Origin of the sequence: Marinobacter caseinilyticus (genome assembly GCF_011074955.1) — a bacterium.
Taxonomy (GTDB): Bacteria; Pseudomonadota; Gammaproteobacteria; order Pseudomonadales; family Oleiphilaceae; genus Marinobacter; species Marinobacter caseinilyticus.
Genome location: NZ_WUQJ01000004.1, coordinates 91,044 through 111,363 on the forward strand (window position 1 = coordinate 91,044; position 20,320 = coordinate 111,363).

Below are 20,320 nucleotides of genomic sequence, written 5' to 3' on the forward strand. Positions count from 1 at the left end.
GGCATGCCCATAGGAGGGCAGATTTTGAAGATGATCGACAACATCAACCGTCTGCTGGGTGATGATTTAAAAGAAACCATCACACCGGGTGCCCGCCTGAAAATCGCGGCTTCTTGCTTCTCTATATACGCATTCGAGGCACTCAAGGCCGAGCTGGCTGATGTGGAAAGCCTGCAGTTCGTATTCACCGCGCCCACGTTTGTACCCACCGAGGTGACCGACCGCCTTAAAAAAGAGCGCCGGGAGTTCTTTATCCCCAAATCCCAGCGTGAGAGCGGACTTTACGGCACCGAGTTTGAAATCCAGCTGCGTAACAAGCTCACCCAGCGGGCGGTGGCTCGGGAATGCGCTCAATGGATACGCGAAAAAGCGAGGTTTCGCTCCAATAAAACGAAGGCCCCCATGCAGTCCTTTGTCCACGTGACCGGGGGCGATAGCCGTGTTGCTTACATGCCGGTCAACGGCTTTACCGCCGTGGATCTGGGATATCAGCAGGGCAACGCTGTATCCAACTTCGTTACCCGCATGGACGAGCCGGCCCACGCGCAAATGTACCTGCAACTGTTCGACCAAATCTGGAGCGACCCCGATAAGGTTGAAGACGTTACTAATGCGATTTGCGACCACATCGAGTCCGTCTACCAGGAGAACGGTCCCGAGCGCATCTACTTCATCATGCTCTACAATATCTTCCACGACTTCCTGGAAGATGTAGATGAAGACGTATTGCCCAACGACCTCACGGGATACCGTGAAAGTCTTGTCTGGAACAAACTGTTCAACTACCAGAAAGATGCCGCAACCGGGATTATCAACAAGCTGGAAACTTATAGCGGTTGTATCCTGGCGGACAGCGTCGGCTTGGGTAAGACGTTTACTGCCCTGGCGGTAGTCAAATACTACGAGCTCCGCAACAAGTCGGTATTGGTACTGTGCCCGAAGAAGCTCGCGGACAATTGGCGGAATTTCAACAGCAATCTCACAACGAACATCTTCGCCAAAGACCGCTTCAACTACGATGTGCTTTGCCACACCGACCTTTCACGCACTGGCGGGGAATCCTTTGGCATTCCCCTGAACCGAGTCAACTGGGGCAACTACGACCTGGTCGTCATCGACGAGTCCCACAACTTCCGCAATAACGACGTTTATAAAGACCGGGAAACGCGATACCAGAAGCTGATGAACAAAGTCATCCGCGCCGGTGTAAAAACCAAAGTGCTGATGCTGTCAGCCACCCCGGTCAACAATCGCTTCAACGATCTGCGTAACCAACTGGCTTTGGCATACGAGGGACAATCGGAAACACTTGGCAAACACCTAAAAACTGAAACCAGCGTCGAAGAGATCTTCCGTCGGGCTCAAAAGGCATTTAACGAGTGGTCCGCACTGCCACCGGAAGAGCGCACGGCAGCCACCATCCTGCGGGCTCTGGATTTCGACTTTTTCGAGCTCCTGGACAGCGTAACCATTGCCCGGTCACGGAAGCACATCCAGACCTTCTACGACACCACGGATATCGGGCCATTTCCAGAACGGCGCAAGCCATTATCGTTCCATTGTCCGATTACTGAGCGCACGGATGTCGCCGACCTCAACCATATTTTCACCGAGCTATCCCTGCTCAAACTGGCCGTGTATGCGCCCATTAGCTACATCCTGCCAAGCCGCATCCGCAAATACGAAGAACTGTATGACACCCATGTCGAGGGTGGTAAAGGCAAGCTGCGCCAGGCTGATCGCGAACACAGCCTGCAGGCATTGATGACAACCAACCTGCTCAAGCGGTTGGAAAGCTCTGTCGCAGCCTTTCGATTAACGCTGGCATCCCTCAGAGCCAATATCACCCGCACCCTGGATGCTATAGAGGGGTTTGAGTCCAGTGGCCAGGCGATTCAAATTGGTGACTACCTGGATAACCCGGGCGGCTTTGATAGTGATGACGAAGATCTGAGCGGGCTGGACGAATTCACTGTCGGCAAAAAAGTACAGATCAGCCTCGCCGACATGGATCTGCCCTCATGGCGTCATGACCTGGATGCCGATCTGCTCCTGATCGACGGGCTGCTGGAAGCCATGCGCAAAGTGACGCCGGCCGATGATGCCAAGCTCCAACACCTGCTAAAACTGATCAATGATAAGCTCGAAAATCCACTCAACCCCGGCAACCGCAAAGTTCTGATCTTCACCGCCTTTGCCGATACCGCCGACTACCTCTATGACAACCTGGCCCCCATGGCGCGGAAATTGGGGCTTCACGTCGGTAAAGTGACCGGATCGGCCGCGCCCAAGTCAACGCTGCACAAGGCTTACGATTTCCAGAGCCTGCTCACCCTGTTCTCGCCCCGCTCCAAGGAGAAGGCCATCGCACTCCCGAACGAGCCGGCTGAACTGGATATTCTGATTGGTACTGATTGCATTTCCGAGGGTCAAAACCTTCAGGACTGCGATTACCTGATCAACTACGACATTCACTGGAACCCCGTGCGCATTATCCAGCGCTTCGGCCGGATCGACCGTATCGGCTCGCCCAACCAACAGATACAGCTGGTCAATTATTGGCCGGACATCAGCCTGGACGAGTACATCAACCTGAAGGAGCGGGTGGAAAACCGCATGGTGATTGCGGATGTAACCGCCACCGGTGACGACAACGTGCTTACGGCCAAGTCCAGTGAAATTGCTTACCGGAAAGAGCAGCTCAAACGCATGCAGGAGGAAGTGATTGAACTGGAAGACGTCAAAGCCGGTGTGTCGATTACCGACCTGGGCCTCAATGACTTCCGCATGGACCTACTCAACTACGTTAAAGAGCACGGCGAGCTGGAAAACGTGCCCTACGGTATGCACGCTCTCGTGCCAGCCCAACCGCAACTTGGCATAGAGCCCGGCGTCATCTTCGCCCTGAAAAACATCCACGACAGTGTCAACGTCAACCAGCAGAATCGCTTGCACCCCTATTACCTGGTGTATATTGGCGACGACGGTGACGTGGTCGCAGACCACACCGAAGTCAAGCGCTTGCTCGACCTGGTCCGTAGCAGCTGCAAAGGCAAAGTAGAACCGATTCCCGACCTGTGCCACAAGTTCAATGCACACACGGATGATGGGCGCAACATGAAGCGCTACTCAGATCTGCTCAGCCAGGCCATCCGCAGCATGATCGACGTTAAAGACGAAAAAGACATCGACAGCCTGTTCGGTGGTGGCCGCACCACTGCTTTGACCAATACCATCAAAGGGCTGGATGACTTCGAACTCATTGCCTTCCTGGTCATCGAAAGGCAAGGTGCATGACCCTGTTTGCCTGGCCAAAGAAAGCGGCCTTTGACCGTGTAGTGCCCAAGAGCAAGATATACGAGCGCGGACCCGTTGGGAGCGCCCTGAAAGAGCGGTTTGTACAGCAGGTGGAGCAGATTACCTGGGCCTATAAACTGGCCCCGGAGACGGTCAACCTGCCCGCCACTAAGACAGTCACTGAGATTCAGGTGTTTCGTGTCACGCTCAAGGGCGCCGAGCTGGATCGGGGTGTGCTCAAGGCCATTGACCGCGCAATCCCCTTCCCACTGATTTTCGAGTTGATACAAGGCACCCGTATTAAGGTCGCAGCAGCCTACAAGCAAAGCTCGCGTTCTCAGAAAAGCGAAGGCGATAGCAGCCGCTGGCGGATAGGCAACTATTTTGAAACCGACTGGCAGCCAGAACACACAACACGCCAACCCTTGCCAGTAGCATTGGATATGAGCAGCCTCTACGAGCAACTGCTGGGGCCGCTCGTGCAGGATGGGATTACACGCGTTAAAGAGCAGAGCTCAGTATCTGAAGCCAGAGAGCCACCGGCGGCTATTTATTCAGTGACCGCGACAAGCGAACAAGCGGACAGAGTGACGCTGGAGCAGCGCATCGAACTGGCTGAAGCCATAGCCGCACAGCAGAAAGAGATTCAGCGGATCAATGCAAGGCTGAGTCGTGAGAAACAATTCAACAAGCGCGTGGCCATCAACGCCGAGCTGCGCGATGCCAAACAGAAACTGGAGCGGCTGACGCAACGGCAAGGCGCTTCCAAAAGTTATTGAGAGAGATGTAATGGACAAATTGAAAATGCACAGCCCCGACCTGAGCCAGGAGAACATTGCAAAGATTCAGGAGCTGTTTCCCGGTTGTGTGACGGAAGTTCGTGATGAGGTAACGGGAAAGCCACGATTGGCTGTGGATTTTGATCAGCTACGGCAGGAGCTGAGTGATTCTGTTGTAGAAGGTCCGCAGGAACGGTATCGGTTGGACTGGCCGGGGAAGCGGGAGTCGTTGGTCACGGCAAATACTCCGATTGTAAGCACTCTCCGACCCTACATCGACGAAAGTGTCGACTTCGATGCCACGAAGAACCTGTTCATCGAAGGCGACAACTTGGAGGCCTTAAAACTTCTCCAGGAAACATATCTTGGAGAGGTGAAGCTCATATACATCGACCCACCTTACAACACTGGGAAAGACTTCATTTACAAAGACGATTTCTCAACGTCGGTGCGGGAGTTTGAAGAGCAGTCAGGCGCGAGGAGCGATAGCGGGGGACGCCTCGTCGCGAATTTTGAGAGCCGTGGCCGATATCATTCCGATTGGATGTCGATGATCTACCCACGACTGACAGTCGCGAAACGACTGCTCAAGGATGACGGGATCATAATGGTCAGCATTGACGACTCTGAGCAGTCAGCACTGCGAAAGCTGATGGATCAGGTGTTCGGAGAAAAAAACTTCGTTGCACAGCTTGTTTGGGAGAAAGGCAGAAAGAACGACGCCAAATTCTTTTCCGTTGGGCACGAATACATCATCATTTATGCAAAGAACGTCGCACACCTACGGGAGAAGAAAGAGGTTTGGAGAGAAGAAAAACCCGGTGCGAGGGAAATCTGGGAAGAGTTTCTGCGCCTTCGCGGTATCCACGGAGAGGACTACAAGGCCATAGAGGCGGACCTGTCACAGTGGTATTCTGACCTTCCCAAGTCTCATCCTGCTAAAAAGTGGGCGCGCTACAAGCGTGTTGACAAACATGGTCCATGGCGAGACCGCGACATCTCTTGGCCAGGCGGAGACGGACCTCGTTACGATGTGATCCACCCTGATACCGGCCTTCCATGTGAAGTTCCAGAAGCAGGTTGGAGGTATTCATCGCCAGAGGAGATGCAACGGCAGATCAAGCTCGGTCTCGTCGAATTTCGCGAAGATCATACTCAGCCTCCATTTCGAAAAGCGCATATCAGACCGATCCCAGAGGAAGCAGATGGTAGTCAAGCTGACTCGAATGACATTGACGATGAGGGCAACGACGAAACCGAGTTCGCAACGCAGGTACGCGGCTCGTACTTCTATAAGCAGTCTCAGGTATCGGTGAAATATCTCCGCAAACTGATGGGCGCAAAAGTCTTCACAAACCCAAAGGATCATGAGGAGCTGGCGAAGCTTATAGAGTATACAACGCCGAATGACCGCTCTGCCTTGATCTTGGATTTCTTTGCAGGTTCAGCCAGCACAGCCGAGGCAGTGTTCAAGGCCAATGCAACCTACGGAACAAATCATCGGTTCATCATGGTTCAGCTACCCGAGGATTTGAAGGAGGCAGAGGCCACGACGACCGGGACCGCCAAGAAAACAGTTCAGGCCGCGATGAAGCTAATGAAGAAGAACGAGCGACCATTAGTTCTTTCCGAAGTTTCAAAAGAACGGGTTAGAAAAGCCGGTAAAACCGCTGCTGCCGACGTTTGTGATCCCGGCTGGCAAAAAGATATCGGCTTCCGCGTCCTTAAGGTCGACTCCTCCAATATGAAGGACATCTACTACCGCCCCGACGAACTCTCTCAGGGTGATCTGCTAGAAGCGGTGGACAACGTCAAACCCGACCGGACCCCAGAGGATCTACTGTTCCAGGTGCTCGTAGACTGGGGTGTAGATCTTACCCTGCCGATTCGTCGCGAAACCCTGCACGACAAGACCGTTTTTTTCGTCGATGACAATGCGCTGGTCGCTTGTTTCGACAGCGGCGTCACCGAGAATCTGGTTAAAGAGCTGGCCAAGCACGAGCCACTGCGAGTGGTATTTCGAGACAATGGCTTTGTCTCCGATGCGGTGAAAATCAACGTCGAGCAGATTTTCCGCCAGCTTTCGCCCAGCACCGAAGTCAGAAGCCTTTAAGGAATTACGGCATGGACCAATCAGCCTTGAACACGCTGCTTGAAGGCTTGATCCGCACCTGGGAAAACGAGGTGGCCGAGTTCAAGGAAGCGGGCAATGACTACGACACCAACAAGATTGGTGCGTATTTCTCTGCCCTCAGCAACGAAGCCAACCTGCGGGGGCTGGAACGTGCCTGGCTGGTGTTTGGCGTGAGCAACAAGACCCGGGAGGTGGTGGGAACAAACTACCGCAGCGAATCCGAGCGGCTGCATAGCCTGAAGTTGCAGGTGGCACAAAGTACCGAGCCCAGCATTACCTTTCGTGATATCCATGAACTACAACACGCAGATGGGCGGGTGTTGTTGTTTGAAATCCCCGCGGCGCCGAGGGGCATTCCAATCTCCTGGAAGGGTCACTACCACGCCCGGGCCGGGGAAAGTCTGGTCTCCCTCAGCCTGGACAAGCTGGACGAAATTCGTCAGCAAACTCTCGCTCAGGACTGGAGCGCGCAATTGGTGCCGGCCGCCAGCCTGACCGATCTGGACGAGGCGGCTCTTGCAAGAGCACGGGAGGCGTTCGCAAAAAAGTATGCCAACCGCTTTAATGCCGAGGAAGTCATGGCCTGGCCGTTGCCAACCTTTCTTGATCGAGCACGGGTCACCCAAAACGGTCAGATCACCCGAACTGCACTCCTGTTGCTGGGCAAGCCCGAGGCAGCTTGGCACCTGTCGCCACACCCGGCGCAGATGACTTGGAAGCTGGAGGGCGCAGAGCGGGCCTATCAGCACTTTGCTCCGCCCTTTCTGCTGACTACCACCCAGCTGTATCAATGCATCCGTAATATCCAGCTGCGCCTGCTACCAGAAGATGAATTGTTGCCGATTGAGGTGTCCAAATACGACCAGAAGATAGTGTTGGAAGCCTTGCATAACTGCATTGCTCATCAGGACTACACCCTCCATGGTCGGGTGGTGGTGATCGAACAGTCCGACAGGCTGATTTTTGAGAATGAAGGAAACTTCTACGAAGGCACGCCGGGTGATTACCTTGAGGGCAATCGCACACCCCACCGCTACCGCAATCCCTTTCTTGCCCAGGCCATGTCCGAGCTGAACATGATCGATACCATGGGCTACGGCATTCACGACATGTATGCCCGTCAGGCCCGGCGCTATTTCCCCATGCCAGACTACGACCTGGAGAAACCCAGTGCGGTCAGGCTAACGATCTATGGTGGTGTGGTTGACCCGGCCTATAGCCGCCTGTTGATCCAGAAAACCGACCTGCCGCTGGCGGATGTACTGGCGCTGGACCGGGTGCAGAAAAAGCTGCCGATACCGGACGAGGCGGTGACCCGCTTGAAGCGCGCCGGCCTGATTGAAGGTCGTAAGCCCCGTTTCCATGTATCGGCCAGTGTGGCCAAGGCGACTGGGAGCATGGCGGATTACATCCGTACTCGCGCTCAGGATGATGAGTTTTACGCCAAGCTGGTCACCGATTATCTCCAACAGTCCGGCCAGGCAAGCCGTGCAGATATCGATAAATTACTGGTCGACAAGCTCAGCGATGCGCTGACCCCGGAACAGAAGCAGCGCAAGATCGGCAACCTGCTGACGAAGTTGAGGCGATCTGGCCGGATTTACAACGAGGGATCCAAGAAGGTCCCAGTGTGGCGGTGTGCAGATTAAATGCAGAATAAAACGCCAGGGATTCATGCTCGCGATCAGAGTATTTGTATATTTTTCAAAGATCTGCGTTTTCTTTAGTCACGCGCATTGCAGAAAGAATGCAGAATATTTATGAAGTGCCGTGAGTATTTCCGGCGGAACAAACTATCGGGAGCACTGAGCGAATGAAGCTCAAATTCAAAACCCAGGCCTACCAAACTAATGCCGTTGAATCCGTGGTGGACTGCTTTGCCGGTCAGCCTATGCGTGACGGCCTGGCCTACCGTATCGACCCCGGCCAACAGGCTCAGACTGGCGCCTTTGACGCGGAGGGCTTCAAGAATGCCGACCTGGCACTAAGTGAAACCCAAGTACTAGAGAACATTCAGGCCGTTCAGCGTCGGCAGAATCTCCCGACATCATCGTCACTGACGGACTTCACCACCTACGACTCCAAGAACAACCGTGTACCGGCTAAGGCCGCCTACAAAAAAGATGCCCTGGCCGCCACACGCATCCATCTGGACGTGGAGATGGAGACCGGCACCGGCAAGACCTACTGCTACATCAAGACCATCTTTGAGATGAATAAGCGCTATGGCTGGAGCAAGTTCATCATCATGGTGCCCTCGATTGCTATCCGTGAGGGCGTGTATAAGTCGCTGCAGATCACCGCTGAGCATTTCACCGAGAGCTACGGTAAAAAGGCACGGTTCTTTATCTACAACTCCAAGCGGCTGCATGAGCTGGAGAGCTTCTCTTCCGACGCCGGCATCAATGTGATGATTATGAACATCCAGGCCTTCAACGCCCGAGGAGCCGATAACAGGCGTATCTATGACGAGCTCGATGACTTTCAGTCACGGAAACCCATCGATGTCATTGCCGCAAACCGGCCCATCCTGATTCTGGACGAGCCGCAGAAGATGGAAGGTAGAGCCACCATGGAGGCCCTACCCCAATTTAAGCCGCTAGCGATTCTCCGCTACTCGGCCACTCACCGTACCCAGCACAACCGCATTCACCGCCTGGATGCCCTGGACGCCTACAACCAGAAACTGGTCAAAAAGATCGCTGTACGTGGCATCCAGACACGTGGCCTGGCCGGCACCAACGCCTACCTCTATCTTGAAGGTATCGACATCTCCAAGGATGCACCGGTTGCGCGCATAGAGCTGGAAGTAAAACTCAAATCCGGTGAGATCAAGCGTCAGCTCAGGCGACTTCGGTTTAAAGATGATCTGTTTGCGGAATCGGGTGAACTGGATCAATACCGGGACGGCTTCACCATCAGCCAGATTGACGCTACCAACGACACCGTGGAGTTCACTAATGGGCTGGTGCTCACGGCTGGAGAGGCCAGTGGCGACGTTTCCGAAGGCGACATCCGTCGTATCCAGATCCGCGAGACCATCAAGGCGCATCTGGATCGGGAGAAACAGCTGTTCGGGCAGGGCATCAAGGTACTGTCATTGTTCTTTATCGACGAGGTGGCCAAGTATCGTGACTACGATCAGGAAGATGACAATGGCGAGTACGCCCGCATCTTTGAGGAAGAGTATCAGCTACTGAAGAATGAATACCTGTCTGAACTGGCCATAGACAATCAGGCCTACCGCCAGTACCTGGAGGGCATTGACCCAGCCAGCACTCACAATGGCTACTTCGCCATTGATAAGAAGACCAATCGTTTGAAGAATCCTGCTCTGGGAAAAAAGGCCGTCGACTCCGACGATGTGGACGCCTACGACTTGATCCTGAAAGACAAAGAGCGCCTGCTCTCCTTCCAGGAACCTACGAGGTTCATCTTCTCCCACTCGGCGTTGCGTGAAGGCTGGGACAACCCCAACGTGTTTATTATGTGCATGCTTAAGCACAGCGACAACATGATATCCCGGCGCCAAGAGGTGGGGCGCGGCCTGCGATTGTCGGTCGACAGGCACGGCGACCGCATGGATAACCCTGCCGTCGTTCATGACATCAACGTACTGACGGTGATCGCCAGTGAGAGCTACAAGGATTTCGTTACCGGGCTACAACAGGAAATCAGTGAAAATCTGAGTGCCCGGCCAAGACAGGCGACAGCTGCTTTCTTTACTGGCAAGGTGCTGAACACTGAGCAAGGTCAGGTAGAGGTTAGTGCAGATATGGGCGCAGGCATCGAGTTTTATCTGGTGCAAAACGGATATGTAGACCGCCAAAAAAATATTCTCGACAAGTACCATGAAGCTAAAGCGGCAGGGACAATAGCCGAGCTCCCAGAAGATCTGAAGCCCTATTCTGACCAGGTATTCGCTCTGATCGACACCGTGTTCAGTGAAGGCCAGCTACCCAAAATCGAGGATGGCCGCAAACCGAAGACCAACCCGCTCAATGCCAACTTCGACAGGAAGGAATTTCAGGCGCTTTGGCAGCGAATCAACCGCAAGGCCGTGTATCGCGTCGACTTTGACTCCGTGGAACTGGTGCGCAAGTGTATTGCAACGCTGGACAAGGAGCTGCGCGTAACGCCCCTGCAGTACACCGTACAGAAGGGTATTCAGCAAGATGCGCTGACTGACGAGCAATTGCGCAAGGGCGATGGCTTCAAGGTCGAAGAAACGGCGACCGAGTACGGCGACTCGATCCACTCAAGGGTCCGGTATGACCTGTTGGGTAAGGTGTCAGAAAATGCCCACCTGACCCGCGGGACCGCCGCCAGCATTCTGCAGGGCATTCAGGCCGCCGTGTTCAACCAGTTCCGCCAGAACCCGGAACACTTCATTGCCGAAGCCTCACGACTTATCACGGAACAAAAAGCGGCAATGGTGATTGAGCGCCTGGCCTACAATGAAGTTGATGAGCGCTACGATGTGGATATCTTCACCGCCAACCAGACCGGCCAGGATTTCTCCCGTGCCACGGAGAAGCTGAAGAACCACGTATATGACTACGCGATTACGGATTCGGAGGTCGAGCGCCGTTTCGTTAATGAGCTGGATACGAGCAGTGAAGTGGTGGTTTACGCCAAGCTGCCGAGAGGCTTTCTGATTCCTACCCCCGTGGGCGATTACAATCCAGACTGGGCGATCTCCTTCCAGGCTGACAACATCAAGCACATCTACTTTGTCGCTGAGACCAAAGGCTCGATGTCGTCCATGAAACTGCGGGAAATCGAAAAGACCAAGATCGAATGTGCAAGAAAGTTTTTCGACGAGATCAATCTGAAGGTCGCTCAAGACAAGGTGAAGTATGATGTCGTGACTGACTATGCGAAGCTTATGGACGTGGTGGGTGGGACTGGCCCTAGACAGTCGTAAGCTGTGTTTACGGCCTAATCGCAAGCTGCGTGTTTTGCCTGACGGTCTCCGTGGCTGTCCTCCCGACGCCCAAGAAACTGCTCCACAGATGGTTATCAAGCAAGCCGAGTTAATGGCAGAAACCGTCATGGGTGAGATTTAGTGGGCTAGTTGATTCACTCTAGTTCAATGAGCCATGAGGCGTCTAACCTCATGGTTTTCAATGTCGCGCCCCTTTATCACTATCGTTATTTACAGAAACTATTTACTTACATCGCGCCAGCTCATTTTCGATAGCCCGACGAACAAACTCTGCTCGATTTCGATGCCCGTGAAAACGTCCGGAGTGCATTAGGGTATCTATCGCAGACACGGTCTCCTGTTCAACGCTGACTATCAACCTAACGATATTTGTTCCTTCAAATTTACGGGGATTCGTACTCATAAAGTTTCCTCATGGGCGCTCAACTTAGTCCTTGCATGCATATCCGAATATGTATTTTCGTGAAATCCACCAAGGTGCTCACTGACAAGACTGACAAGATTGGTTTTGTCAGTCTTGTCAGTAGATAAACCAGTACGTTTGGCAGGTTTGCCCCAGCCAGATTCATTCACGCGCTCCATTGCTCAGCAGCATTGGGTTCCAGTGGTACTCCTTTTTATGATGGCCTTGGGGGCCCATAAACTCCCGCTCATGAACGTATCGATGATCAAGTAATACCTCGAGACTCTCAAATACTGACCTATTGTCACTCAATCCAGTCCATTGCTTTCGCTGAACGTCCCTTAGCGTGAACGGGTCAGGTAATTTGTCACGTCGACTATAAATGAGGTTAGCCCCTGCTATCCCTGCATCACTCACAACGCTGTAGAGTCTCTCAGCGTGGCTTCGCAAATAACTTGCCCAGGCCAGCGCCTTATCGGTCGAATCCTGGCCAACCTGATCGTGCTCGCCATCGATGAGGGCAAATAAGAGCGCCAAGCCGCAGATTGTTTTAGGCATTTTCAACAAGTGAGACGCAAGAATTGAGGGCAACTCTCCTTTAAGTACCTCAGTGTGGAGTTCTTCCATCCAATTAATAAATGTCAGCTGAGCTTCAGTTGTGAAGTGCAAACATATGGGCTCTCCAGTCGCATCATTAGATTCCAGCGCATGAAGGTATTTAAATATTTCGAGGTAACGCTCTTTTCGATATACATCTGCGGGACGATCGATCCAGTGCCAACCGTTTAACGAGTCAGGCCAAACGGCAAGTTGAAACCTCTGGATTAGACCGTCATCACCCACTCCATTTACTGCTCCTCTGACAATCGGCGCGATTTTAGACGGCTGAATACCACCAACAATGGACAGATTGCAGTGCTGAATGTTTATCGTACCCCGACCAATTCGATCGTAGGTATAGCGACCATCTCCGTTGAAACACTCCAAATAGAAGGCTCGATCAGCGGCATATTCCTCGAAATTCATTTTCGCCAGCCAACCAGCCAGCTCATCGCGGATGAGGATCAAGCCATTGGGATTTTCATTCAGCCGTTCACCCAGCGCTTCCACTGTTGCGTCGTTGATGACTAGCCGGCCCAATTTACCTGGACCTATTGCGCTCTTTACTTTCCGTAACTCCTGACGTGCCCCTTCTCTATCACCGTTTTCAGTCTTCTTTTTGGCACTTCTTTTAGCCGCGGCACGCTCCATCTCGATTATTTCTGAGTCGAACTCATGTTCTGCAACCGCGTTTTCATATTTTTCCCTCAAGTCTGCTTCGATTATTTCCAAAGGAAACGTCATGGCTTTCAAAGCTGGCGATTTCATGGCTGAAGGTCCGCCAATTAATGCTCCCCACTGATTGGGTGTGACCACCCAATCTTTATCATTTTGTTTAGGGTGCAAGAGAGCCTTGCGACCTAAGACTCCCGAAAGCGCTACAATCGCAGCTACCGCACAATAGTCAGGAGGGCATTGCTGCCGAGTCGACACATCCATTACGTAACCGCGTATCGCGTCAGGCAGCATTTCTGGAAGCAGGGCATCAACAGGAGGGAGTCCTGCAGGCAGAGGCACTGGCTCTTCAGTTGCGCAATATGAACTAAGCTCCTTTAACAGAATGTTCATAGGACCGCTCCCACGCGTAGACATGCCGCCAGGTCATTAAAATCAGTGCAACGACAACCTTTGCAGGGGAACTCCGGCCAGACCAGACGGACGTCTAATGTTCGCGCAACCTCACACGCAGCGGTTAAGCCTGGGTTTTTAAGAGTGAACCGATCGTTATCAGCTGCAAGGACAACGCCCACATTCGGCGCAAGTCGACTGCGCAATACACGAGCAACGGGTAGCAAATTGCCACAATTCATTGCGACGACAACGGGGTGGCCAGAGATCTCGTGAATCGTGGCTCCAGTGCTCCAACCCTCAACTAAGAAAACGTGCCCAGCCTCATGGATCGCACCGATAGTTGCAAAGCTCCCTTTTACTGTCCCCCCAGCCAAAAAACGTTTAGTTCCATCCGGCCAAATCTTCTGCAGGTTAACGAGCGTTCCATTTTTATACATAGGAACAACTAACACCTCGCCAATCTGACGGACGCCGTGTGGCTTTACATTCTTCGCCCTTAAATAGGCATGGTCAGCACTCGCGGTGACGGTTTGACGCCAGCAAAAACGGGCCCTATGAGCTGCTTGATTACGAACTCGCCGTGCTTCAGCCTCGAGGTAACGCCTACGGCGAGCACCCTCGCATTTCAACTCCAATGCCCTTATTTCGGCTTTTGGCGCACACCAAGTCCGTGAATGACTGCCCCCCTGTAGACCGGGTATCCCAAGTCTATGAGCAATCATTTGAGCAGCGATTGATTGCTGGACGCCTTGAAGGTATGCCAGCAAACCGACGAGATCTCTCCCTCCATCTTGACTCGCGAAATCGCACCATTGGCCGGTTTCTGTGTTGATAGAAAACGACCCAGGCGTCCTATCACCTCGCGTAGGGTTAGTTGGCCAATATTCTCTGCCTTTTAGCCTGCCATCAGGCAACCACTCTTTGAGCAGCACTTCCGAAAATTGAAGAGCACAGGTGGCAATTCGTCTAATCTCCGAAACAATGTCCACTTGCGGCCTGGCGCCTTCAGTTTTCACTACCTGTGAATCACATTGTTGACGGTCGTCGATTCTGGAATTTTGTATTGCCACCCTCATGCCAAATCCCCCTTTTTCTTCTCCCAAGCTTCGATTTCAGAAAGTCGCCATCGAGTCGAGGCAGGACCCAAGCGGAAAGGCGCTGGGAGTCGATTCTCACGACTCCAACGCCAAACAGTGGGTACGGAAATGGAATAACGGTCAGCTATTTGTCTGACGGTTAGGAAAGTCTGCTCTTTCATTGATATGCACCTCGTATCACTGGGGATCACGAGAGCATGTTGGCGGGCGATGTTTCAGATTGGAGGGGAAGAAATTTCAGAAATATTTTCCCCTATCGCCTTTCTCCTTTTAAATCATCTTCGACTTCAGGTATCAATTCAGCGACCTGCAGCCACACTTCTTGTCCACTTTTATGCGGACCGAGATTATCCCAAACGCTAAAAAACTGAGATTCTCTTCCTGTTTGACGAAATTGCTTGAGATACTCCTGCTGAAGACTGCTCGCTTTGTATGGTTTGAAATCCGAATAAAGCTCCCGGTATGCATTCGCAGCCAAGCGCGAAGACTGTTCTAGCGTCTTGCCCACGTAGATAAGACTTACCATCAATCGCAACACACTCTCCTTCGCATGATCCTTGAGAATCTTAACCCGGCTGCCTAAAGCCTCCTCACCCCCATGACGACGCACGGCCTGGGTACAGGCTAATCGCCATAACGTGTCGGTCGATGGCACTCCCCTTTGAAAGCAATATGTTAGTGCCCAATCCAAATAATGAGGATTCCGCTCTTTGAGCCACCTGCGGACGAGGGCGGCCACTGTCCGCCCAGCAACCGGCCCGGAGACATGCTCGACCTCCTTTCTCACAAGAGAATCTTCTTGGTCTCCAGGCAATGGATCTGCATAAACCTCGAGGTCGTTTTCTAAGAGTCGCAGCTTCATCTCTGCTTTGAATGCGTCCCGCCCTGAATCAGGACCCATTGTAAATATCCCTTCGAATTGGAATAACACTGTTGTCGTTTTCTGCAGCAGAACAGTATGAAGCCCAATCTGCCATCAACTGGGCACGTTGCTCCAGTAACTCATCTCTCGCATAAGCCGCGCGTGTTGCATCACTGCTCACATGGGCTAAAGCCAGCTCACTCACCTCATCTGGAAAGTGAGTCATATTTCGACACCAATCTTTGAAACTGCTCCGGAACCCATGCGGAACAACCACTTTTTGATTCTTGGGGTCGGTATATCCAGACCCTCCGGCCTTCAAGCTTGCGAGATGCATACGCTTAACCGTAGCCAGAACCGTGACATCGCTAATTCGCCCGCCCTGAGGAGCGGGGAATACCCACGGCTGACCAATCATGCGAGGAAGTTTTTTCAATAAGCCCAAGGCGTCATCAGAAAGCGGAACACGACGGGCTTTCTGATTTTTCATTCTGTCGGCGAGAAGCGTCCAAACACCAGCCTCCAAATCGATCTCATCCCAGCGAGCTTCTCGCACCTCTTTCGATCGTGCAGCGGTCAAGATCGCGAACTCCAGAGCTTTTGCTCCCATCCCTTCCTTTGTTCGGAGATCCGCCATAAATTCTGGAATTCGTTGCCAAGGCAATGCAGGAAAATGCTGAGTCTTTCTAACTTTTGAGGGCTTAGCCAAGACAGCGTCGAGATTACCCTTCCAACGAGCTGGGTTTTCACCTTGCCGATGTCCCGACACCGTCGCCCACGCTAATACGCTCTCTAGACGCTGACGAACTCTAGTCGCGGTTTCTGTGCGTGTTTTCCATATCGGTTCTAGCACTTTCAGCACATGGACTAGCTCCACGTCAGAAATGGCTATCTTTCCAATATGAGGGAAAGCATAGCGAATCATTGATGACATCCAATCGTTGCGATGTTTAACGCTCCGGAATTCGGATTCCTTAGCCTCAAAACATTTGAGCGTCGCATCTTCAAAAGATAAGTTCTTTGCCTGTGCGGCTAGCTGGGCAGATCTTATTGCTTCTCGCTCAACGATTGGATCTATGCCTTCATCCAGTTTGGACCGTAAAGCGCGAGCTTTATCACGAGCTTCAGCCAAACCAACAGTGGGGAATCCTCCTAAACCAAAATCCCGACGACGCTCACCAACTCTCACCCGTAATATCCAAGAACGACCTTTATTCTTGCTTACGACCATCATGAGGCCGGCACACCCTCCTACAGCGTGTGCACCAGGTTTTTCGAGTCGCCGGACTTCTGCAGCACTGAGCTCTTTTGCAACTTTTGGCATCACCAAGCCTTACCATCCAATATCCCATCCAAAAATATAACATCAGATGATACTGCCTGATACTATATGAGACACAAATATTTTATAGACAGTTGTTTTTACTGTTAAAAAAATACGGAGTGATATGAAATGATATGCGGACATGGTGGACGCCGTCTCCACCAACCACCACCAACAAAGCCGCTGAAACCAGCGGCTTTGTTGTATCTGACCATTTGCTATTTCGCTGTAGTCAGGCCATCCACAACACACCCCTGACCCACTGACCGATCTCCCACTAAAACCCCAGATACCGAAACCCAAGTTCGTGCTGATACGGGCTGATGTATTTTTCATTGATGTCGCCGATGATGCCCTGTTTATAGGCTTCGTCGAAGCATCCATCGAAGGCTTTGGCCAAGAGCGGATCGCGAAAGACCATTTTGAAGGGCGAGGGGGTGAAGATGGGGGCAAATCGGAGTTGGGATTCGTCCAGAAAAAGCCGGCTGTTGCCCTCCTGTTCCCTTATGCCCTGATTCACTTTGGCGACAATCAGCCCGTCTGCGAGTATCGAGTCCACCCGGCGTAGCATCAGCAGCCGGGAGTGCACTCGCTGGTCAGAGATTTCCAGCAGGTCGCCCAGGCGTGACTCGATGTCGCTGATATCGAGCAGTTCGACACCGTCTTTGAAGGTCACGACTTTCAGCCCGTAAAGGTCCTCAACGCTGGCAATGTGTGGGGTGATGGCGGAGTCGTAGATTGCGCCGTTCTGGTACCAAATATAGGCGGCGGTGGAGGCTCCTTCAAGCTGCCGGGGCAATGGTACCGTCATGACGGCGGCCGCCACAGCCGATTTGGTGTAGGTGAGAATGTGCCGGCCGAAGGGTTGCAGAATAAAAGTCGTTTCGTACCCGCAAAGCTGGAGCACTCGCTTCACGGTTTCCGCATCCCGGCCGACACCACCGGCCTCCGAGGTCCCTGGCAGATCCGGCGCCAGCACAGTGAGTGTTTCCCCGTGGCTCTCGCCGGACACAGCCAATATCCAGAGTAACCAGGCGCCCATTGAGACACCTTGCAACCCGGGGGTTAATGTCTTAATAACCCGGAAGAAGGAAGGGATAACCTGACTCCAGTGACAGCACTGCGCGTTGTTTCTGTGACGTTGGCATTATCATAATCAATCCCAGCAGGATTGGAATAGAAATAGTGACAGGGAACATCGCTGGGCATGGCTTCGCTATGTTGTCGCTGACTGTGGGCTGCAGGCCAGTGTGAGACCTGGTATTCTTTGCGAACGGTGACCAACCGGGTCAACAACAACGCCCAATGTTCCCACATGTTCTTGCGCTTGAAAGGTAAGATGTTCAGCAAGTCGGGGCATTACCCAAGGCCACCTTATCCCGGGGCGCGATTAGGTCGGAAATGATGCCCAGATGACCCGAAATCAGGGTCACACTGGTTGCATGCTTCACATCTTCAATGCCCCGTTGTGCTAATGTCACCCAACCAGCAATGAGTGGTCAGTCTGGCTTCATAACACAGGACAACCGTTAGAAGGGTGGACAGGGTAACGGCAGCCCACCCCTTGCATGGTATCGAAGTGAGGCACCTATGCCTCGGAGGTTATGAGTCACTCAATGTCCTGGATTGCCATTGCACTCCGGCGTGTTTTGGCCCCCTCTTCCCGCCTTACTGAACCTGAAGCCTTCTGTTACTGGGGCTGAAGAGGTACATAGTCATAACTCGTTTGAGCAACGTAATCCGGGTTCGGAACCGAGTCTTGAACCACCTTCCAGAAGGTGCCTGAGGTATTCTTGGCCTTTGCTTCAAAGAAAACGTAGTTGCCGGTGCCGTTATAGGTATCGAGAACCTTGTCTCGCCCCTGGTAAGCATTGGATATCCGAACCCAGCCATTGCGGGCATCTTCCAGAGCCCAGAACTGGCCGCTGTAGTTGCCGCTTTTGGCCATGTGGGGTTTGGTCGTGTCGCTGTCGACACGGAGCACTTCCCCCAGCGCCTGGTTCCAGAGATGAATGTAACCGTTGTTTCCTTCGACAACATGCCATTGCTGGCGCGGATTCATTTTATCCTTTGTTGCCATCATGAGGCGGTTGCTGGAATCCAAGGTCAACACCTTGTTGTCACCCAGGAAGCTGTTTGATATGAATTTAACCAAGAGGTACGAAGGGACCGAGGGGCCGTCAGAGGTTACATCAGCACTAGTAAGGGCGCTCGTCAAAGCTGTTGAGTCGCCGGATGTTATTCGCGTCGCTGCTTCAGCAGAACTGACCTCCGCGAGTTGATTTACGCCAGCCTGGCCAAAAGCCTGGCCAATGAGCAGTGTCATCGTTACTGCCACAGCGGTAAATGATTTATTAATATTCATGGTCATTTCCCTCGTTGAAATTTTAAGCATTTTGATCATTGCTTTGAACGCGGGCTTACCGGGCTACTATTCGCGCCAACGGCTCATGAGCTTGCGCATGGACATTGAGTATTGGCTAATTCTTATCATTCGGACACTAACCAAAAGAGCTATTTTCACCTCTCCCCGAGTGTTTTCTAAGCCGCTTTAAATCCCTCAATGTCGCCATTCGGGCTAGGGCTCAGAAGGCCGTATTTTTTTGAGGCGGGACCGCTATATCGGTGCCCCAACACATAAAAAGCAAGCAGAACACGCGAACACCTGCCTATCCGCACAACCGATACGCTCTGGCGCTTAAGTTTGGGCGGTCAGAGCCATTAACAGATCCAAAATGGCTTCTGTTACGAACCTATCTGGACTTGTTCAATCATGTTTTTCCACTTCAAGAAGCAAATGGAGCAAACTCTATGCCCACATCGATTAAATGGTTTCTGCCTCTGCTCACGGCGATGCTCGTGACCAATGTCGCCCACAGCGCTGTGCCCATGGCCGGAGAACAGGCCCCGGGTTACTATCGCACCATGGTCGGCTCGTTTGAGGTGACGGCACTGTCCGATGGCACAGTGAAACTGCCGGTCGATAAGTTGCTTCTCAACACCACTGAAGAGCACGTCCACGAGACCCTGGCGGCGAATTTTCAGTCCGCGCCCCTGACCACCTCGGTGAACGGTTATCTGATTAATACTGGAAAGAAGCTGGTGCTGGTTGATACCGGCGCGGGCAGCCTGTTCGGGCCAACTTTGGGTAACCTGGCCAACAATATGGCGGCTTCAGGCTACAAAGCTGGCGACGTGGATGAGGTTTACATCACTCATATGCACCCGGATCACGTCGGCGGCTTGGTATCCGAGGGCGAGAGGGTGTTTCCCAATGCCGTTGTCCGCGCCAACCAGCAGGATGCGGATTTCTGGCTGAGTGATAAGAATCTGAGCGAGGCCGATGAAGGCTCCAAGGGCTTCTTCCAGGGCGCGATGGCATCGTTGAACCCCTATGTCGAGTCCGGCCAGTTCAAGCCGTTCGCATCGGATCAGGAACTGGTGACAGGCGTGTCCGTCATCGCGGCAAAAGGTCACACGCCGGGGCACAGTGTTTACAAAGTCGAGAGCGAGGGCGATACCCTGATGCTTTGGGGTGACCTGATTCACGTCGCCGCGGTGCAGTTTCCAGAACCGGGCATTGCCATCCAGTTTGACACCGACAGCGAAAAGGCGGTGATGACCCGTGCGGACGCGTTTGCTGACGCAGCAGCGAATGGTTATCTGGTCGGGGCCGCCCATCTGGCGTTCCCCGGTCTGGGCCACCTGCGTGACGCCCAGACGGGTTACGACTTCATCCCTGCCAATTATGAGGGGGGTCAGTAAGATCGATAACACCGGGCGGCCTCAGTCGCCCGGTTGCCCT

Annotated in this window: 13 protein-coding genes; 6 read left to right on the top strand and 7 right to left on the bottom strand. The window is 52.9% G+C overall.

The window, feature by feature from the left end; genetic code table 11:
- Positions 1–24 precede the first annotated feature (24 nt).
- The 5 genes from GRX64_RS00630 to GRX64_RS00650 all read left to right on the top strand — a co-directional run bounded on the left by GRX64_RS00630 (position 25) and on the right by GRX64_RS00650 (position 11,137).
- Positions 25–3,297, top strand: a complete 3,273-nt coding sequence (locus GRX64_RS00630; protein WP_166263252.1) for a helicase-related protein — start codon at positions 25–27, stop codon at positions 3,295–3,297.
- On the top strand, positions 3,294–4,076 hold the full coding sequence (locus tag GRX64_RS00635) for a DUF4391 domain-containing protein (RefSeq protein ID WP_166263253.1): 783 nt from the start codon (positions 3,294–3,296) through the stop codon (positions 4,074–4,076). Before GRX64_RS00630 ends, GRX64_RS00635 begins: the two co-directional genes overlap by 4 nt.
- 10 nt (positions 4,077–4,086) lie before the next feature.
- A complete protein-coding gene (locus GRX64_RS00640) occupies positions 4,087–6,189 on the top strand; it encodes a site-specific DNA-methyltransferase (protein WP_166263254.1) in 2,103 nt (700 codons plus the stop codon).
- 11 nt (positions 6,190–6,200) lie between these two features.
- Positions 6,201–7,859 carry an RNA-binding domain-containing protein gene (locus tag GRX64_RS00645; RefSeq protein ID WP_166263255.1) on the top strand — a complete coding sequence of 553 codons (1,659 nt, stop codon included), beginning with the start codon at positions 6,201–6,203 and terminating at the stop codon, positions 7,857–7,859.
- Positions 7,860–8,023: 164 nt separating this feature from the next.
- Positions 8,024–11,137 (top strand): type III restriction-modification system endonuclease, encoded by a 3,114-nt coding sequence (locus GRX64_RS00650; protein WP_166263256.1) that lies wholly within the window; start codon positions 8,024–8,026, stop codon positions 11,135–11,137.
- A gap of 586 nt (positions 11,138–11,723) precedes the next feature.
- Here the strand turns inward: GRX64_RS00650 and GRX64_RS00655 are convergent.
- From GRX64_RS00655 to GRX64_RS00680, 7 genes are all read right to left on the bottom strand, one after another.
- Entirely contained in the window at positions 11,724–13,229 is a 1,506-nt protein-coding gene (locus tag GRX64_RS00655) for a YfjI family protein (protein ID WP_166263257.1), read from the bottom strand.
- The gene (locus GRX64_RS19760; protein ID WP_427901634.1) at positions 13,226–14,308 is read right to left on the bottom strand and encodes a toprim domain-containing protein; all 1,083 of its coding nucleotides are present in this window, start codon (positions 14,306–14,308) and stop codon (positions 13,226–13,228) included. The genes GRX64_RS00655 and GRX64_RS19760 overlap by 4 nt, the downstream gene beginning before the upstream one ends.
- Complete coding sequence (locus GRX64_RS19765; RefSeq protein WP_166263258.1) at positions 14,305–14,490, bottom strand: helix-turn-helix transcriptional regulator; 186 nt, start codon at positions 14,488–14,490, stop codon at positions 14,305–14,307. The genes GRX64_RS19760 and GRX64_RS19765 overlap by 4 nt, the downstream gene beginning before the upstream one ends.
- Before the next feature lie 92 nt (positions 14,491–14,582).
- On the bottom strand, positions 14,583–15,230 hold the full coding sequence (locus tag GRX64_RS00665) for a hypothetical protein (protein WP_166263259.1): 648 nt from the start codon (positions 15,228–15,230) through the stop codon (positions 14,583–14,585).
- Positions 15,220–16,515, bottom strand: a complete 1,296-nt coding sequence (locus GRX64_RS00670; RefSeq protein ID WP_166263260.1) for a tyrosine-type recombinase/integrase — start codon at positions 16,513–16,515, stop codon at positions 15,220–15,222. Before GRX64_RS00670 ends, GRX64_RS00665 begins: the two co-directional genes overlap by 11 nt.
- Before the next feature lie 277 nt (positions 16,516–16,792).
- On the bottom strand, positions 16,793–17,557 hold the full coding sequence (locus GRX64_RS00675; protein ID WP_166263261.1) for a type 2 periplasmic-binding domain-containing protein: 765 nt from the start codon (positions 17,555–17,557) through the stop codon (positions 16,793–16,795).
- Positions 17,558–18,205: 648 nt separating this feature from the next.
- Positions 18,206–18,880 (bottom strand): RICIN domain-containing protein, encoded by a 675-nt coding sequence (locus tag GRX64_RS00680; RefSeq protein ID WP_166263262.1) that lies wholly within the window; start codon positions 18,878–18,880, stop codon positions 18,206–18,208.
- 446 nt (positions 18,881–19,326) lie between these two features.
- Between GRX64_RS00680 and GRX64_RS00685 the strand changes: the two genes are divergently transcribed.
- Positions 19,327–20,280 (top strand): MBL fold metallo-hydrolase, encoded by a 954-nt coding sequence (locus GRX64_RS00685; protein ID WP_166263263.1) that lies wholly within the window; start codon positions 19,327–19,329, stop codon positions 20,278–20,280.
- The last annotated feature ends 40 nt before the right edge of the window (positions 20,281–20,320 follow it).